Genomic DNA, 16,068 nt, shown 5'->3' with positions numbered 1-16,068 from the left:
ACAGTGCGGCGCCTTGCGTGCGCCGTGGAACAAACCCGCCTTGCCGCGGCGGTTCGGCCACGCTAAATCCCGCGCCGATCATCAGTTTCCGGGGGACTTCATGTTCGCATACGCCACCTATCCCAGCCTGCAGGGCATGCCCGTCATTGTCTCGGGCGGCGCCTCGGGCATCGGCGAGGGGATCGTGCGCGCCTTCGCCGCACAGGGCAGCAAGGTCGGCTTCGTCGATATCGCCGAAGCGGCCGGCAACAAGCTCGCGGCCGAACTCGACGCGGCCGGCGCCACGGTGAAGTTTACCCCCTGCGACATCACCGACATCGCCGCCTACCAGGCTGCAATAAAGGGCTTCGAGGCCGCGCACGGCCCGGCGCTCGCCCTCGTCAACAACGCCGCCAACGACCAGCGTCACAGTATCGCGGACGTCTCGCCGGAGGCGTGGGACCGCAACATCGCCGTCAACCTCAAGCACGCCTTCTTTGCCGCGCAGGCGGTGGCCCCGGGCATGATTGCCGCGGGGAAGGGGTCGATCGTCAATTTCGGCTCGGTCAGCTGGATGACCAACTCGTCCCAGCTCACCGTCTACACCGCCGCCAAGGCGGCGGCGCATGGCATGTCGCGCTCGATGTCGCGCGAGTACGGCAAGCACGGCATCCGTACCAACACGCTGGTGCCCGGCTGGATCATGACCGAGCGGCAGCTCAGCTTGTGGGCCACGCCCGAGGCGCTGGCCCGCCTGGCCGAGGACCAGCCACTGGCCGGCCGCCTCTACCCCGAGGATATCGCCCGCATGGTGCTGTTCCTCGCTGCCGACGATTCCCGCATGATCTCGGGGCAGGATTTCCTGGTCGACGGCGGCTGGGCGCACGGCTAGCATCGCTTCCGGCGTGATCACCTGGCTGCCTTTCGCAGCGCCGCGCCGACTGGGCGGGGGCTCCGGTTGAAGGCAGTCATGTTGGTCGCGGTTGCCGCGACACTGGCTTTGGGCGGCTGTGCGACGAGCCCTGTCACCAGGGCGGCGACATCGGCGGTATCCGATTCCCTCGTGAGATCCGACGGCCGGCCCGTCGGGCTGTGGCTGGGACCCGGGCCGGTCGGCCTTCCACCTGGCGAGACCGCCGGCTACATGGACCGGCAGGAAGCGGGCCTGCGGACGGAGATGGAAGGCACCGGCGTCAGTGTGGCCCGGATCGGCGAGCGGATTCTGCTGACCCTGCCCGGCAACGTCACCTTCAACACCAACAATGCCGACATCCGTTCGGACTTTTTTCCAGTGCTGAATTCGCTGGCCCGCGTGCTGGACCGATACGACCAGACGCTCATCGAAGTGACCGGCCACACAGACAATACCGGCTCGGACAAGATCAACCAGCCGCTCAGTGAGCGTCGTGCGGACTCTGTTGCGATGTACCTGCGCTCTCAGCGGATCGACAATGGGCGCCTGTCCGCGCACGGCAGGGGCTCGCGATATCCTGTTGCATCCAACGACACTGCGACGGGGCGCGAACAGAATCGCCGCATGGAGATTCTGGTGTCACCCGTTGTGGCGGCTCCTGCCGGTGCCGACCGACCCGGTGGCGAACCCACGGAAACGGACGCGGAGGGCGGCCTGACCGCAGGCGGGGCGGGGGATTCCCCATGACCTGCTGTCGTCGTCGGCGGCGGGCGGCACGGCTGATCGGCGCCGCGACCGCCCCCCGGGCAGGGGATCAACTGCTTCCCCCGGGCGCCGTCCTTGTCTAATAATCGCCCGCGGTGGCGCCGATGCCACGATGTGACACCTTTGTGCCGCATTCGCTGGTGAGAACGGCGGCGAACCTCCGGGGGTAATTGATGAAATCCAAGATTCTGATCGCCGGGCTGGCAGCCCTGTCGCTGAGCGCCTGCACTTCGGTCAATCCCTACACGGGCCAGACCCAGCTTTCCAACACCACCGGCGGCGCGCTGCTCGGCGCGGGCGGCGGTGCCGTGGTCGGCGGCATCATTGGTGCCGCGACCGGGTCCGACCCGCGTGTCGCGGCCCTGATCGGCGCCGGCGTCGGCGGCCTCACCGGCGCTGCCATCGGCAACTACATGGACCAGCAGGAAGCCGAGCTGCGGGCCCAGTTGCAGGGCACTGGCGTGTCGGTGACCCGCGTCGGCCAGCAGATCATCCTCAACATGCCATCCAACATCACCTTCGCCACCGACTCCGCGACGGTGCAGCCGCAGTTCAACGAGACGCTGGTCTCGGTCGGCCTCGTGCTCAAGAAGTTCAACAAGACCGTCATCGACGTCTATGGCCATACCGACTCGCAGGGCTCGGACAGCTACAATCTCGAACTGAGCCAGAAGCGCGCCGTGGCCGTGGCCACCATCCTCGCCAGCCAGGGCGTCGACCAGCGCCGCTTCTACATCACCGGCAAGGGCGAGGCCGATCCGATCGCCTCCAACGGCACCGAGTCGGGCCGCGCCCAGAACCGCCGCGTCGAAATCCAGCTCTCGCCCATCCAGGGCTGAGATCGCAACAGCACCCTTGCAGGCCCGGGATTTTCCCGGGCCTTCTTCATGGCTGCGCCGGCTGGGTTGCCGCGGTCGGCGTCCCGGGCACCATGTCGGTGCCGGTCTTGCCCAGCAGCAGGTGGAACGCCAACAGCATCACCACCACGATCGCCAGCGCGATGAGGCCGGCGCGCCACCAGGCCGTGGGGCCGGTGCCCCCGACCGACTCCTCGACCGCGTGGGTGAGCTTGAGCTCGCTGTCCTCAGGAATCTCGATCGGCGCGCCATTCTCGTCGATCAGCCGGTCGACCTGCGCGACGGTCGGCTCATGTCTTGACGGCACCTCTGCCATTCCGTTCCTCTCCCTCAAGCCGCAGAGTCAATGTCGCCGGCGGCGGACTGGTTCCTCCTGAACCGGCTGCTCAGGCCCGGTTCAGGTACCCGCGAGCACGATCGGGGCATAGGAACCAGCCGAAGGGACCATCCAAATGCTCCGCATCGTCCTGCTGTCCGCCCTCGTCGCCGCCGCCCTCGCCGCGACGCCCGCCCTCGCCGGGCGCAACAACGGCGAGTCCATCCCGCCCAACTGTACGCTCGACCCGTTCACCCACAAGCTGGTCTGCCACATCTGGCCGACCTGCACGATGGACCCGTTCACCGGCAAGATGAACTGCCCGGTGCCAAAGGCCAGGCTGGACCGCCAGCCCGACTGAACCATCAGCTGGCGGCCGCCCACGCGGCCCGCGCCATGGCGCGCAGCTCCAGCGACTCCGCCCACCGGTCGGTGAGGTCGGCCCCGTCAGCTCCCGAGATCGCGTACGGCTGCGGGCCCAGTTCGCACAGGAAGGTCAGTTCGGCATCCGGGCCGGCCCGCCGGCGCCAGTCGGCGAAGCCGAGTTGCCACCAGCGGCCGAACTGCTCGACCCACGGCCGGTGCTGCGGATAGCCGAGCGGCACCTGCACCTGCTCGCTGCTCGCCACGCGGCCGTGATAGGCCCAGGCGTGCGCGAGGATGGTGGCGATCTGCGCCTCGATCTCGTCCGCCACCGGCAACACGATCTCGCGGCCGACGACATAGTGCGACAGGTCTGCGAGAAGCCTGAGTTCCGGCACCTCGGCGATCAGGTCGAGCGTGAACAGCAGGTCGTTGGTCATGCGATCGCGATGCGTCTCGACATAGACCGGGAAATCCACCTCCTCGCTCAGCCTGAGCCAGCCTTCCGCGACGCGCACCGCGTCGGCGAGCCGCCGCGGCCTGAGGTTGGGCTGGATGTTGAGGTGGTGCAGGCCGAACGCGGCGCCCCATTCGAGCGCCGGCTTCAGGCTGTCGATGTCGGTGGGAAAGCACAGTCCCTCGACCACAAGCCCGGCAGACCGCGCGAGGCCCGCAGTGCGCTGCGCCTCCTCCCGGTCGATCCATAGCGTTCCGAGCCCGTCGAAGCCGGCCCCGGCGATCATCTCGATATTGGTCTCGAGCGGACGCTCGGGCGGTGCGCCCCTGAGGCCGACCATGGTCCACAGCGATTGCAGGACGAGCAGCTTCTGCATGGATACTCCCGGGTCACCGGAGCGCATCATAGGGGCGAAGCGATCCGGAGCAAGCGTCGGGTCAGCCCTGTACGGTCGGCCGCTGGGTGAGCACGACGTCGAGTTCGATCAGCCGGCCCTGGCGCAGGATCTGCAGCCGGACCTGCCTGCCGATGGCGTCGGCGCCGAGCATGCGCAGCAGCGGCCCCGGACCTTCGACCGGCCGCCCGTCGAGCGCCAGCAGCACGTCGCCCTCGCGCACGCCGGCCCGGTCCGCTGGGCCATCCTTGACGATCGAGTGCAGCACCGCGCCCGAGCGGCTGCCGACATGGGCGGCATCCGCGACACGGCGCGGCAGATTGACGGTGTCGGCGGCGACGCCCAGCCAGGCGCGGCGCACGCCGCCGTGCTGCAGCACCTCGCCGAGCACGAGCTTCACCGTATTGCTGGCAACGGCAAAGCAGATGCCCTGCGCGCCGGCGATCATCGCGGTGCTGATACCCACCACCTCGCCGCTGCTCGCGGCCAGCGCGCCGCCGGAATTGCCGGGGTTCAGCGCCGCGTCGGTCTGGATCACGTCCTCGATAGGCCGGCCCGAAGGCGAGCGCAGGCTCCGCCCGAGGGCGGAGATGACGCCGGCGGTGATGGTCGATTCAAAGCCGAGCGGATTGCCGATGGCGATGGCGATCTGCCCGCGCCTGAGCCCGGAGCTGTCGCCCAGCGTCGCGATCGGCAGGGCGGAGCCGTCGACCTTGAGGATGGCGAGGTCGGTATCGGGATCGGCGCCCAGCACCCGCCCGGCCAACCGATGCCCGTCCGGCAGCGCCAGGTGGACGTCCCGGTGACTGCCCACGACATGCGCGTTCGTGACCACCAGCCCGTCCTGCGACAGCACCACGCCCGAGCCGTGCCCCTTGCCGTCGGTGGTCACCATGCCGACCGCCGGCCCGAGCGTCTCGGCAACCTGCGAGACGCTGAGCGAATAGGCATCGAGAAGCACGGTATCGGGAACGTGAAGGGATTGCGCGGCCATCGTGCCCGAAGATGTGGTCGCGCTTGCACGACGGCGCGAGACTGCCCATTTGGGGAGCTATCGGGCGCATGGCCCGGCGCGCCATCGTCGCCTTGCGACGCGTGCGACGGGCTTGCGGTCACCTTGAGGGCCTTCTTTCAGGCCAAGTTCGCCACCACATTGTATGGACATCGGTTCGGGCGGCTTGCACTGTCGCATCGAGCCGGAACCGGGAGTGCTAAGCAGTGGTCTACTTCAATTCGAGAGCAGCATCGGCAAACGCGGGCGGCGCGGTGGCGCCCTCGATGCTGGGCGGGCTGGCACTGGGCGTGGCCTTCGACCTGACTGACCCGGCACTCGAGCAGGTGCTGCGCGACCGCGTGGCGCAACGGGCCGACCTGTTCGAGGCCGATGCCGGCGAGGCCGCGGTGACCATCACCGATCGTCCTGCCGCGCTTGGCGGTGCCACCGACACGCACCGCGTGCTGCGCATCGGTGCCGACGAGGCCCGCCGCAACGCCATCGACAGTCTCGACCCCGCTCTGGTCCTCGCCGCAGCCACGCTGATCGGGGCGGGCTACGCGCTCGAACGCGACGCCGGCGAAGCTCGCCCGCGCAGCAATGCTTCGTTTCCGGCGCTGAGCCAGCGCGAGCGCCAGGTGGCCGAGCTGCTGGTCGACGGCGCCTCCAACAAGGTGATCGCACGGGCCCTCGACATCTCCGTGCACACCGCCAAGTTCCACGTCACCGCCATCCTCGACAAGCTCGGCGCCCGCAATCGGGCCGATGCGGTGTCGATCATCCTGCGCGAAGGCCTGGTCCTCGTCTGACCCCTTGCTCCGCTCCTGCGAAGCGGGGCGCTGCCGTGTCGGGAGAGGCGGTTAAGTTCGCTGGCACGCGGGTAGGCTGGACTTACGCCAGGCGGTCCGCGATCAGCCGGGCCAGCCGGGCGGCCACCTCGGACTTGCTCATCTCCGGCCATTCCTCCGCACCGTCGCCCGACAGGATGGTGACCCGGTTGCGCTCGCCGCCCATCACGCCGGTACCTGTCGATACGTCATTGGCGACGATGATGTCGGCGCCCTTGCGTTCCAGCTTCCGGGTGCCGTTGGCAAGGAGATCCTGCGTTTCGGCGGCAAAGCCGACGACGAGGCGGGGGCGCCGGGCATTGTGCCCGACGGTGGCGAGGATGTCGGGGTTCTCGACCATGTGCAGCACCGGTGCCGAGGCCGTGCCCGGCACCTTCTTGATCTTTTCGGCCGCGGCCTCGGCTACGCGCCAGTCCGCCACCGCGGCGACGAACACCGCCGCATCGGCCGGCAGCGCTCGCTCGACCGCGGCGAGCATCTGGGCCGCCGTCTCGACATGGGTGGTGCCGACACCAACCGGATCGGGGAGGGCGACAGGGCCGGTGACGAGCCGCACCTCTGCTCCCAGCCGCGCCAGCGCCGCCGCGATGGCATGGCCCTGCTTGCCCGACGAGCGGTTGGCGATGTAGCGCACCGGGTCGATCGGCTCGTGCGTCGGCCCGGACGTGACGATGATCTTCTTGCCAGCCAGGGGGGCCGTGCCCAGCCGTGCGAGCACGGCTGCGACGATCTCGGCAGGCTCCGCCATGCGGCCCTCGCCGGCTTCGCCCGCCTCGGCCATCTCGCCGCGATTGGGGCCGACGAAGCTGATGCCGTCCGCGAGCAGCGTCGCGCGGTTCCGCTGCGTCGCTGGATGGTTCCACATCCTGGGATTCATCGCCGGCGCCAGCAAGACCGGCTTGTCGGTCGCCAGCAGCACGGCGCTGGCGAGGTCGCTCGCCGCCCCGTGCGCCAGCTTCGACATGAGGTCGGCGGTGGCCGGCGCCACCACGATCAGGTCGGCCTCGCGCGATAGCCGGATGTGCCCGACATCGTGCTCGTCACTGCGGTCGAAGAGGTCGGTGAACACCCGGTCGGCGCTCAGCGTGCCGACCGACAGCGGTGTCACGAAATGCTGCGCCGCAGCCGTCATCACGCAGCGCACCGCAGCGCCTTCGTCGCGCAGCCGGCGGATCAGCTCGAGCGACTTGTAGGCGGCGATGCCGCCGCCGATGACCAGGAGTACTTTCCGGGACGCCAGCTTCATGCGTGCGGGAATACACGAAGAGCGCGGGCAGTGCCACAAGGCCCTCTCCCCTTGGGGGAGAGGGGAGGGCGCATTGTCGCGCCGGTGCTACAGCGTGCCGGCGGCCTTGAGCTCGCGTACCGCATCGGACATCGCCGCCACGGTTTCGTCGATGACGCCGGCATCATGCTCGCTCGACAGGAACCAGGCGCCGCGCTCGAGCGCGCGCACGCCGCGGCGGAGGAGGGCGGTGGTGAGCGCGACATAGGCCGGCTTGTTCATCCGCGCGAGGTCGCGATAGTTCTTCGCCGGTGCGTCGAGGCCAAGCGCGACATGGAACACCTGGCCGAAGCCGACCACCTGCGCCGTGACGCCATGGCGCGCGAACACCTCGCGGAAGCCCTCCATCAGCGCCGTGCCGGACTTGCCGATCTTGTCGTAGACGGCAGGGGTCAGCGAGCGCAGCGTCGCCGCCGTCGCCGCCATTGCCACCGGCTGGGCGTTGTAGGTGCCGCCATGCACGACCCCGCCATTGGTGAACATGTCGATGAGGTCGGCCCGGCCGGCGATCGCTGCCACCGGGAAGCCGTTGGCGATGGCCTTGCCGAAGGTCGAGATATCGGGCGTGACGCCGAACAGCTGCTGCGCGCCGCCGGGGGCGAGGCGGAAGCCGGTGATCACCTCGTCGAAGATGAGGATCGCGCCGTGCCGGGTGCAGGCGGCGCGCACGCCTTCGAGGTAGCCGGCGGCAGGGTGGATCGAACCCTGGTTGCACATCGCCGCTTCCATGATGACGCCGGCGACGTCGCCCTCCTTGAGGTGCGCCTCGAGGATCTCGAGGTCGTTCCACGGCAGCACGGTCAGGTCGTCGGCGCTCTCGGGCAGCTGGCCCTTGGAGCCGATCACCGGCGTCGGGGCGTTGGCCGGGCCGGCCGAGGCGACGGCCGGGGCGGTCGACCACAGCACGTTGTCGAACCAGCCGTGGTAGTGCCCCTCGAACTTGATGATCTTGCGCTTGCCAGTGGCGGCGCGGGCGAGGCGGATGGCGGCCTGGTCGACTTCCGAACCGGACGAGCCGAACCGCATCCGCTCGGCCGACGGCACCATCTCGCACACGAGCCGCGCGGCCTCGGCCTCGATCTCGGTCTGGCCGGCGAACAGGATGCCCTTGTCGATCTGCGACTTCACCGCATCGACCAGCGCCTGCGGCTTGTGGCCGAGGATCATCGGGCCCATGCCGAGGTAGTAGTCGATCAGCCGGTTGCCGTCGACGTCGAACAGGTAGGGGCCTTCGCCACGCTCGAACACCAGTGGGGTGGGCGAGATGTTGAGCCGGAAGTTGCTGTTCACTCCGCCCGAGATCCACTGCGCGTGCTTGCGGATCGCCGCAACCGATTTGTCGAAGCTCAGGAGCTCCGCTGCGTCATCGGTGTGCGGCGTGGTGGCGTTGGGGACGGACAAGGCGGACTCCTTAGGTTCTTGTCGCGCAAGAGGCCCTACGAGACCATGAACTGTAAATGCTCGCCGGTTTCGCGACACGGAAAAACGGCTGGCGCCGGCTCAACTCCCCGGCTTGCTCACAACTGCGATGCACTCGATTTCGTAGCGCAACTGCGGGCCGAGGCAATTGGTAATGGTCGTCCGTGCCGGAAACGGCGCCGCGAAGTACTCGGGGTAGATTTTGTTGAACAGCGGCAGGTCGTCATTGTCGCGCACATAGTTGCGGGTCTGGACGACATGCTTGAGGTCGCTGCCCGCCGTCTCGAGCACCTTGCGGAGGTTCTCGATCGAGCGCCGCATCTCCTCTTCGAACGTGCCCGACACGATCTTGCCGGTCGCATCCACCGAAGCCTGGCCGGAGACGAAGATCAGGTCGCCAACCTTGGTGGCGGGGCTGAACGGCAGGTGCGAGCGCGGGGTATCCGGCGCGCTGGGATACTCGATCATGATGGGCTCCTTTGGGATGTGTAAGTTCGATTCTTGCCGCCCTCCACTGGCTGTCATCCCTGCGAAGGCAGGGATCCAACTCTCCGCCCGCGCCAGCTGTGAGCTGGATCCCAGCTTTCGCTGGGATGACACCCGGTGAAAGGGAGAAGTGACGGGGCTGCGTCGGCAGCGGGCCGACTTAGACCAGCGGAAAGACGTTCGGGCGCAGCCGGCGGTAGGGCAGGCTCCTGAGGTCGCTGGTGCAGGGGCCGGGCGTGGTCACCGTGAAGCTGCGCTTGGCGATCTTGTCGTAGGCCCGGCGGTGCGCGACCGCCGCCTTGACGCCGATCACCGACAGCTCCTCCGGGATGATGCCCTGCGAGCGGAACTGCCCGAGGTCGAACGGCGGCGTCTTGATGCTGGTGAGCAGGATCTTGATGCCCTCGGCTTCGACCACCGCCGATGGCCCCATGCTGATGTAGACGCCCTGCATCGCGGCGAGGTGGCTGTTGCGATCCTCGAGCGTGAACGCGCCGTCGCTGCGGCTGATCAGCGTCACGTCGAGCTCCACCGGGCCCTCGTCGAGCCGGCTGCCCTTGCCGCCGATCGAGATACGGGCCGTACTGCCGATCGGGACGACCGTCAGGGCGGTCACTGCCGCCGGATCGGCGATGGCCACGGCGGCGTTGCGGATGCCGTGCCTGAGGAAACCGCGCAGCACCGCCGTGCCGTCGCCCGGGGCGCCGCCGCCGATATTGTCGCTCGGCTCGACGATGATGCTCGGCCCGTCGGGGCTGCGCCGGGCTTCCTCCAGCGCCGCGTCGAGCGACCACTCCTGCGGCAGGCCGAGCGGCTGCAACTCGACCGCGAGGGCCTCGAGCCGGTCGAGCGCCGCCATGGCGTCGGTTTCGCTGCCGACCGTCGTCACCGAGAAGGCAACGCCGGCGTCGGGCACATCCGAGAACGAATATCCGGCCACGACATTGACGGTCCAGATGTCGGGATCTTCGGCCTCGATCTGCCGTGCCAGCGCCTCGAGGTCGCGCATCGGCCGGTCGGCCGTTCCGGTGCCGGTGGGCGGCCAGATGATCGGGGCGTTGCGCGCGAACATGCGCGGCGCCCGTCCCTCCCGCAGCGCCCGGGCCAGCAGGTCCGCCGAACGCACCGCGGCGTCGCGCGCGTCGATATGCGGGTTCTCGCGATAGGCGACGAGTCCGCTCGCCCCGGCCGCCATGGCCGCCGTGAAGGTCGCATGCAGGTCGAACACGCCGAACAGCGGCAGCTCGGCCATGCCCGGAATGCGCCGGATGCGGGCCAGCAGTTCGCCTTCCGGGTCGACGCTCTCGGTGGTCACCATGGCGCCGTGCAGCGCCAGCCAGATGCCGTCGAGGCCGCCCTCCGCGAGCGCCGCGCGGATGCCCTGCTCGAGTTCCTTCCAGAACAGCTCGAACACCGCGTGGTCCGTGGTCCCCGACGGCAGCGCCGAGAAATCGCAGACCGGCACCACCAGCCAGCCTTCGCGGTCGGCCACCTCGAGGAACCCGTCGATGGTCGATCCGTCGCCGCGCCGGGCCAGCATCCGCGGCCCGTGGTTGATGGTGTATTCGCTCAGCCCCGTCACTTCATCGACGAAGGTATGGGTCTCGTGGAAGAGGCCCGCGAGCAGGATGCGGCTTTGAGTCATTTGCTGGAACCAGGTGGGGCGTAGTGGTCGGGAAGGTCTTGGGTGATGTCGGCGAGGCTGGCGACGAGCAGCCGCCCCAGCCTCTCGATGGCCTCGGGCTCGAACCGGCTCGACGGGCCCGCGATGCTGACGGCCGCCACGGCCTCGCCGTCGCGGTTGAAGATCGGAGCCGCAACGCAGGCGCCGCCGGTCTCATTCTCCTCGAATTCGGTGGTCCAGCCGATGCTGCGGCAGCGCTCGAGGATGGCCTCGAGCGTGTCCGGGTCGGTGATGGTGCGGTTGGTCGCGGCGGGCAGGTGGCCGATCGAGTAGACCAGCCTGCGGAAGCTCTCCGGCTGGTGCGCGAGGAGCGCGCGCCCGCAGGCCGTAGAGTGATAGGCGGCACGCGTGCCGGCGTAGGACGATAGGCGCAGCGACTGGGTTCCCTCGAGGCTCTCGATGATCATCGCATCGGTCGGGCCGGGGATGGCGAGGTTCACCGTTTCGCGCGTTGTGGCACACAGCCGGATCAGGTGCGGCCGCGCGATCTCGGTGATGTCGAGCCGTCGCTCGACCGCCTTGCCGTAGACCAGGTGCTGCATGCTGAGCCGGTAGGCCCCGGCCCTGGCGTCGCGCTCGGTGAGCCCCACATCGACCAGCGCCGTGACGAGGTTGAACGCCGTGGTCTTGGCCAGCCCGGTGCGCTCGGCGAGCAGCCGCAGCGTTACCCATTCGCCGCCCGACATCGCGTCGAGCAGCGCCTTGGCGCGCGCCACCGACTGGATGCGGGCATCCGCGGTCGGGGCGGCCAGCGTGGTCTTTCCGGTGCTTGCAGCTCTGGGCATCGCTGGGAGGTCGCCGTTTGAAGGTTGTTCCACAATATAGAACGACAGCGCGGAGTCGCTGCGGCTCAGCGATATGATATCAGCCCCGAGCGTGATGCAAGCGTTCCATTGCGGTGCGGCATGCGTGGCAGTTGACAGGCCTGATCGCGGTGACGTTAGATTGTCACAAACGCCTGGTTGGTGTTCCATATTGTAGAATGATGGATTCTGAACGATGCCCTTCCTGCCCCGCCTCGATCTGGCCTCGCTCGCCGACCAGCCGCTTGATCCGCTGACCAAGGGGCTGCCCTTCGACGCCGAGCCGCTGAAGGTCGGCGAGGTCGGCAAGCAGGGCTGGAGCGTGCTGGCCGGCGACCTGCCGCTGCCGCTGGCGGTGATCCGCGAGGATGTGCTGCGCGCCAACAGCGCCTGGATGCGCGATTTCACCGCCGCCAACGACCTCGTCATTGCCCCGCACGGCAAGACCACGATGTCGCCCGTCCTGTTCGACCTGCAGGTTGCCGACGGCGCCTGGGGCATCACCGTCGCCACTGTGCAGCAGTTGCAGGTCTGCCTGAGGTTCGGCGTCGGGCGCGTCATCATCGCCAACCAGCCGATCGGGCAGCAGGCGATCGACGCCTGCTTCCGCGCCCTGCATGTGCCCGGCTTCGAGCTCTACTGCCTCGCCGACGGCGCGGACGGCGTCGCCATGCTGGCCGACGGCGCCCGGCGCAACCCGCCGCCGGTCGGCAACCCGCTGCGCGTGCTGGTCGAGATGGGGTTCGTCGGCGGCCGCGCCGGCGCCCGCTCGCGCGACACCGCCATGGACGTGGCGCGCAAGGTCGTGGCGACCGATGGGCTGGCGTTGGGCGGCTTCGAGTGCTTCGAGGGCCTGCTTCCCACTCCTGAGGCCGCCGACGGTCTGATTGACGATGTCGCCGCGCTGGCCCAGATGGCGCTGGCCGAGGGCCTGTTCGCCGCCGACCACCCGGTGGTGGTCAGCGCCGGCGGCACGGCCTTCTTCGACCGGGTCGGCGAGCGCTTCAACGCGACCAGCTTCAGCCGGCCGGTGGTCAAGGTGCTGCGCTCCGGCTGCTACCTGACGCACGATTCCATTTCCTATGCCGCCGCCTACGAGCGCATCCTCTCCGAGACGACTTTGAAGCTGCCCGAGGGGCGGCTCGAAGCCGCGCTCGAGGTCTGGGCCTATGTGCAGTCGCGCCCCGAGGACGGGCGGCTGATCGTCACCATGGGCAAGCGCGACATCAGCTTCGATGCCGGCATGCCGGTGCCGCTGCACTGGTACCGGCCGGGCACGATGCAAGCGCCGGAACCGGTGCCGGCCGGCCACAAGATCGTGGCGCTGAACGACCAGCACGGGCACATGGAAGTGCCGGCCTCGAGTCCGCTCCGGCCGGGTGATATGGTGGCCTTCGGGATCGGGCATCCGTGCACGACTTTCGACAAATGGCAGATGCTGCTTCTGGTCGACGCGGACTACCGCGTCACCGAGGCGCTCAAGACCTTCTTCTAGCCAAAGGGACAAGCGAACGGGGTGAAGGCGATGGACAAGCTCGAGGGCGACTACATGGTGCAGCCCGTGGTCAAGGCACTGCAGGTGCTCGACTACGTGGCGCGCCAGGGCCACATGGTGACCCTCACCGAGATCGTCCACGAGCTCAAGCTCCCCAAGACCACGGTGTTCCGCTACCTGCAGACGCTGTCCGCCACCGGCTTCCTCGCCCACGACGTCTGGCATGACCGCTATGGCGTCGGCGCCAACTTCCGCGAACTGGCGCGGGTCGACAACGACCTCTCGGGCCTGCGCGAACTGGCCCAGCCCGAGATGCGCCAGCTGGTCGCCACCTTCAACGAGACGGTCAACCTCGCCATCCTCGACGACAGCGACATCGTCTATATCGACATGCTGGAGCCGGCCCGGCCGCTGCGCGCCAGCGCCAGGATCGGCCTGCGCCACCCGGCCCATTCGACTTCGCTTGGCAAGGCCATGCTGGCCTTCCTGCCCGAGGTGGTGGACCGCCTGCCGGGCGGCGAGCTCGAGCAGATGACGATCAAGACGCTGACCGAAGTCTCCAAGCTGCGTCGCCAGGCCGAGGACGTGCGCCGCCGCGGCTACGCCGTCGAGGTGGGTGAGAACGAGGACGGGCTGATGTGCATCGGCGTGCCGATCCTCGATCGCGCCGGCCATCCGGTCGCCGCGATGAGCATGTCCGCCCCAGAGCGTCGCATGCGGCCCGAGCGGACGAGCGAGGCCGCCGAAGCGCTCAAGGTCGCGGCGTCGCGGATCTCCCAGCAACTGGCAGCCTGACCCGCCCCTGTGAGCGGAGCGAACGAGCGCAGCTCGGTGGGGGTGGGGCCCACGCGCCGCCCCCTAAACCTTGTGCCCGGGCCACCCCATAAGCAGCTTCACATCCTTTTCGGCTTCCCTGGCCTTCGCTGCGTCCTTGAACACCCGCATCACGCAGCGCGGCTCGGTACGGCTGATCACGTCGTAGACCAGGTGATAGCCGGTCTTGTCGAGGATCGGCCCGATCCAGCCGGCGCAGTGGTCGCAGTAGCGGCCCATCGGCTCGGCATCGTTGTCCATCACCTTGGAGAGGCTGGGGCAGACATTCATCCTGAGCTCGATGTGGTCATCGTAGCGGTCGATGTCCATGTCGCAGTTTTCTTCGACCTTGATATGCGACCAGTACTCCTCCATCCCCGCCAGGCCCTTGGTCTGGATGAGCTCGAGGATGTGCTTTTCCTGGTTCTTCGAGATGGCGAGGAAGTAGGCCTCGAGCTCGGCCTCGCCCTGGGATTCGAGGAACTTGAACACCTCGTTGTAGAAGCGGGTGAAGTGGTCGGACGGGATCATCAGCGCCTCCTGATCACCTGCCGGCACGCGCCCGGGCCGGTGATCGTGGTTTCGAATGCGAAGGGCGAGCCCTCGGCCAGCGCTTCGTTGGTGCGGATCGTCTGGTCGCAGAAGTGCGGCGATGGCGTGCCGACCAGCCTGGCGACATGGTGCCAGGCGGTGCAGCGGCGCACGGTCAGCACGATCTCGTCGCGGCCGATCTCGATATCGTAGTCGCAGTCCTCGCGCGTGAAGAAGTGCCGCCAGTGCTCGACCAGTTGCCGGGTGTCGCCGGCCACGAGATCCTCGTGGATCGAGCGATAGACGTCGCGCCCGACCTTCCTGAAGATCTCGTCCATCGCCTCGACGCCGAAGCGGTCGATGATGAAGTCGATCGTCGTATTGGTGGCGCCATGGAAATCGAGATGGACCTCGCCTTCCTCGGCATAGCGCAGTTTCTCGCCCATCAGGCCCTCCACATTTCCTTGCCGCCGACCCAGGTCGCGGCGACCTTGAGCGTCGCCCGCTCGAGCACGGCGAAATCGGCCAGCTTGCCACGTTCGAGGCTGCCCAGGTCGCGCTCCATGCCGAGCACGCGGGCCGGAACGAGGCTGGTGGCGTTGGCGACGCGGGCCAGGTCCTTGCCCGAGAACCTGAGGTAGTTGCGCAGCGCCTCGTCCGGCGTCAGCGACGAGCCGCAAAGCCCGCCGCTCTTGGCCTCGCGCACCGCCTTGCCCGGCGCGCTGGTGACGAAATAGCCCGGATAGAACTCGAAGGTGGCGCCGGGCGTGCCGGCATATTTCATCGCGTCGGTCTCGAGGAACACCCGGTCCGCCGGGAGCTGCGCGAGCAGTCGCACCATCTGCGGCTCGACATGGATGCCGTCGCAGACGAGGCCGAGCGCCAGCGTCGGTTCGGCGATCAGCGCGTCGGTCAGCGACACCACGTGCACGCCCATGTTGCCCGGCGGATAGGTCGGCATCACGTTGTACATGTGCGTGACCGCGTCGATCCCCCAGCTGACATAACGCGGTATATCCTCGGGCCGGGCCATGCTGTGGCCGAAATGGATCGAGACGCCGGCTGCCTTGAGCGTCCGGATGAAGCCCTCGGCCCCCGGCTTTTCCGGCGCCAGCGTCACTGCCTTGAGCCGCCCGTCCGTCGCCGCGAGCATCCGCTCGGCTAGCTCGACGCTGGGCAGCTGGATGTTTTCCGGGTTGTGCGCGCCCGGAGAGCCGAACACCGGCCCCTCGCTGTGGACGCCGAGGGCCCGGGCGCCGGTGGCTTCCCTGGTCTGGGCAGCGAGCCGGCGCAAGGTCGGCTCCATGTCCTTGGGGGGCAGGCACGAGATCGAGGGCAGGAAGCCGGTCACGCCGTTCCGGAGCAGGACCTGCGAGTTGGCCGCCACCGCGCCCTGCTCGGTGTCGTTGTAGAGGTGCTCGCCATAGCCGTGCTGCAACAGGTCGATGCTGCCGGGAAACAGGATCGCGCCGCCCCCGTCGATCACCTGCCAGTCGTCGCCGACGTTGGTTTCGGCGGGCACGAGCCCGGCAATGCGCTCCCCGTCGATCAGCAGGTCGGCGGCGACTTCAGCACTTGGCGTGACGACGGTGACGTTGGTCCAGCGAGATTTCATCTTTGGGCCCGAATGATGGATGGATGGGTGGCCGAACCCCTCATCCGGCGC

The 16,068-nt window shown here is 68.5% G+C and carries 18 protein-coding genes; 7 read left to right on the top strand and 11 right to left on the bottom strand.

Annotated features, from left to right (window positions below):
• The first annotated feature begins 100 nt into the window (after positions 1-100).
• The 3 genes from J0I99_RS13720 to J0I99_RS13710 all read left to right on the top strand — a co-directional run bounded on the left by J0I99_RS13720 (position 101) and on the right by J0I99_RS13710 (position 2,496).
• Entirely contained in the window at positions 101-871 is a 771-nt protein-coding gene (locus J0I99_RS13720) for an SDR family NAD(P)-dependent oxidoreductase (RefSeq protein ID WP_291393012.1), read from the top strand.
• Between the two features lie 66 nt (positions 872-937).
• Positions 938-1,639 (top strand): OmpA family protein, encoded by a 702-nt coding sequence (locus tag J0I99_RS13715; RefSeq protein ID WP_291398284.1) that lies wholly within the window; start codon positions 938-940, stop codon positions 1,637-1,639.
• A 191-nt stretch (positions 1,640-1,830) separates the two neighbouring features.
• Positions 1,831-2,496: an OmpA family protein gene (locus tag J0I99_RS13710; protein WP_291398283.1), complete on the top strand. Its 666-nt coding sequence runs from the start codon at positions 1,831-1,833 to the stop codon at positions 2,494-2,496.
• Between the two features lie 46 nt (positions 2,497-2,542).
• Here the strand turns inward: J0I99_RS13710 and J0I99_RS13705 are convergent, their stop codons facing one another.
• Positions 2,543-2,830, bottom strand: a complete 288-nt coding sequence (locus J0I99_RS13705; RefSeq protein WP_291398282.1) for a hypothetical protein — start codon at positions 2,828-2,830, stop codon at positions 2,543-2,545.
• 136 nt (positions 2,831-2,966) lie between these two features.
• Between J0I99_RS13705 and J0I99_RS13700 the strand changes: the two genes are divergently transcribed.
• On the top strand, positions 2,967-3,191 hold the full coding sequence (locus tag J0I99_RS13700; protein ID WP_291394329.1) for a hypothetical protein: 225 nt from the start codon (positions 2,967-2,969) through the stop codon (positions 3,189-3,191).
• Positions 3,192-3,195: 4 nt separating this feature from the next.
• Here the strand turns inward: J0I99_RS13700 and J0I99_RS13695 are convergent, their stop codons facing one another.
• Both J0I99_RS13695 and J0I99_RS13690 read right to left on the bottom strand, forming a co-directional pair.
• Positions 3,196-4,026, bottom strand: coding sequence for a sugar phosphate isomerase/epimerase (locus tag J0I99_RS13695; RefSeq protein WP_291398281.1), 831 nt, complete (start codon positions 4,024-4,026; stop codon positions 3,196-3,198).
• A 61-nt stretch (positions 4,027-4,087) separates the two neighbouring features.
• Positions 4,088-5,038, bottom strand: coding sequence for a trypsin-like peptidase domain-containing protein (locus J0I99_RS13690; protein ID WP_291398280.1), 951 nt, complete (start codon positions 5,036-5,038; stop codon positions 4,088-4,090).
• A 224-nt stretch (positions 5,039-5,262) separates the two neighbouring features.
• Here J0I99_RS13690 and J0I99_RS13685 point away from each other — a divergent pair, with 224 nt between their 5' ends.
• Positions 5,263-5,847 (top strand): LuxR C-terminal-related transcriptional regulator, encoded by a 585-nt coding sequence (locus tag J0I99_RS13685; protein WP_291398279.1) that lies wholly within the window; start codon positions 5,263-5,265, stop codon positions 5,845-5,847.
• A gap of 82 nt (positions 5,848-5,929) precedes the next feature.
• Here the strand turns inward: J0I99_RS13685 and coaBC are convergent, their stop codons facing one another.
• The 5 genes from coaBC to J0I99_RS13660 all read right to left on the bottom strand — a co-directional run bounded on the left by coaBC (position 5,930) and on the right by J0I99_RS13660 (position 11,545).
• Positions 5,930-7,132, bottom strand: a complete 1,203-nt coding sequence (gene coaBC / locus J0I99_RS13680) for a bifunctional phosphopantothenoylcysteine decarboxylase/phosphopantothenate--cysteine ligase CoaBC (RefSeq protein ID WP_291398278.1) — start codon at positions 7,130-7,132, stop codon at positions 5,930-5,932.
• 87 nt (positions 7,133-7,219) lie between these two features.
• A complete protein-coding gene (locus J0I99_RS13675) occupies positions 7,220-8,572 on the bottom strand; it encodes an aspartate aminotransferase family protein (RefSeq protein ID WP_291398277.1) in 1,353 nt (450 codons plus the stop codon).
• A gap of 99 nt (positions 8,573-8,671) precedes the next feature.
• The gene (locus J0I99_RS13670) at positions 8,672-9,058 is read right to left on the bottom strand and encodes a RidA family protein (RefSeq protein ID WP_291398276.1); all 387 of its coding nucleotides are present in this window, start codon (positions 9,056-9,058) and stop codon (positions 8,672-8,674) included.
• Positions 9,059-9,236: 178 nt separating this feature from the next.
• A complete protein-coding gene (locus tag J0I99_RS13665; protein WP_291398275.1) occupies positions 9,237-10,721 on the bottom strand; it encodes a M81 family metallopeptidase in 1,485 nt (494 codons plus the stop codon).
• The gene (locus tag J0I99_RS13660) at positions 10,718-11,545 is read right to left on the bottom strand and encodes an IclR family transcriptional regulator (RefSeq protein WP_291392493.1); all 828 of its coding nucleotides are present in this window, start codon (positions 11,543-11,545) and stop codon (positions 10,718-10,720) included. The genes J0I99_RS13665 and J0I99_RS13660 overlap by 4 nt, the downstream gene beginning before the upstream one ends.
• Before the next feature lie 214 nt (positions 11,546-11,759).
• Here J0I99_RS13660 and J0I99_RS13655 point away from each other — a divergent pair, with 214 nt between their 5' ends.
• Together J0I99_RS13655 and J0I99_RS13650 are read left to right on the top strand one after the other, a co-directional pair.
• Positions 11,760-13,058: an amino acid aldolase gene (locus J0I99_RS13655; RefSeq protein WP_291398274.1), complete on the top strand. Its 1,299-nt coding sequence runs from the start codon at positions 11,760-11,762 to the stop codon at positions 13,056-13,058.
• A 30-nt stretch (positions 13,059-13,088) separates the two neighbouring features.
• On the top strand, positions 13,089-13,853 hold the full coding sequence (locus tag J0I99_RS13650) for an IclR family transcriptional regulator (RefSeq protein ID WP_291398273.1): 765 nt from the start codon (positions 13,089-13,091) through the stop codon (positions 13,851-13,853).
• Between the two features lie 63 nt (positions 13,854-13,916).
• Here the strand turns inward: J0I99_RS13650 and J0I99_RS13645 are convergent, their stop codons facing one another.
• The 3 genes from J0I99_RS13645 to J0I99_RS13635 are packed head-to-tail and all read right to left on the bottom strand — an operon-like array spanning position 13,917 to position 16,017.
• The gene (locus tag J0I99_RS13645; protein ID WP_291398272.1) at positions 13,917-14,402 is read right to left on the bottom strand and encodes a hypothetical protein; all 486 of its coding nucleotides are present in this window, start codon (positions 14,400-14,402) and stop codon (positions 13,917-13,919) included.
• Positions 14,402-14,848, bottom strand: coding sequence for a hypothetical protein (locus J0I99_RS13640; protein ID WP_291398271.1), 447 nt, complete (start codon positions 14,846-14,848; stop codon positions 14,402-14,404). Before J0I99_RS13640 ends, J0I99_RS13645 begins: the two co-directional genes overlap by 1 nt.
• Positions 14,848-16,017, bottom strand: coding sequence for an amidohydrolase family protein (locus J0I99_RS13635; protein ID WP_291398270.1), 1,170 nt, complete (start codon positions 16,015-16,017; stop codon positions 14,848-14,850). Before J0I99_RS13635 ends, J0I99_RS13640 begins: the two co-directional genes overlap by 1 nt.
• Positions 16,018-16,068: the final 51 nt, after the last annotated feature.

It is taken from the genome of Devosia sp. (genome assembly GCF_017307495.1).
Classification (GTDB): Bacteria; Pseudomonadota; Alphaproteobacteria; order Rhizobiales; family Devosiaceae; genus Devosia_A.
The sequence above is the reverse complement of the archived record's forward strand: the minus strand, read 5'-3'. Positions and strand labels throughout refer to the sequence as shown.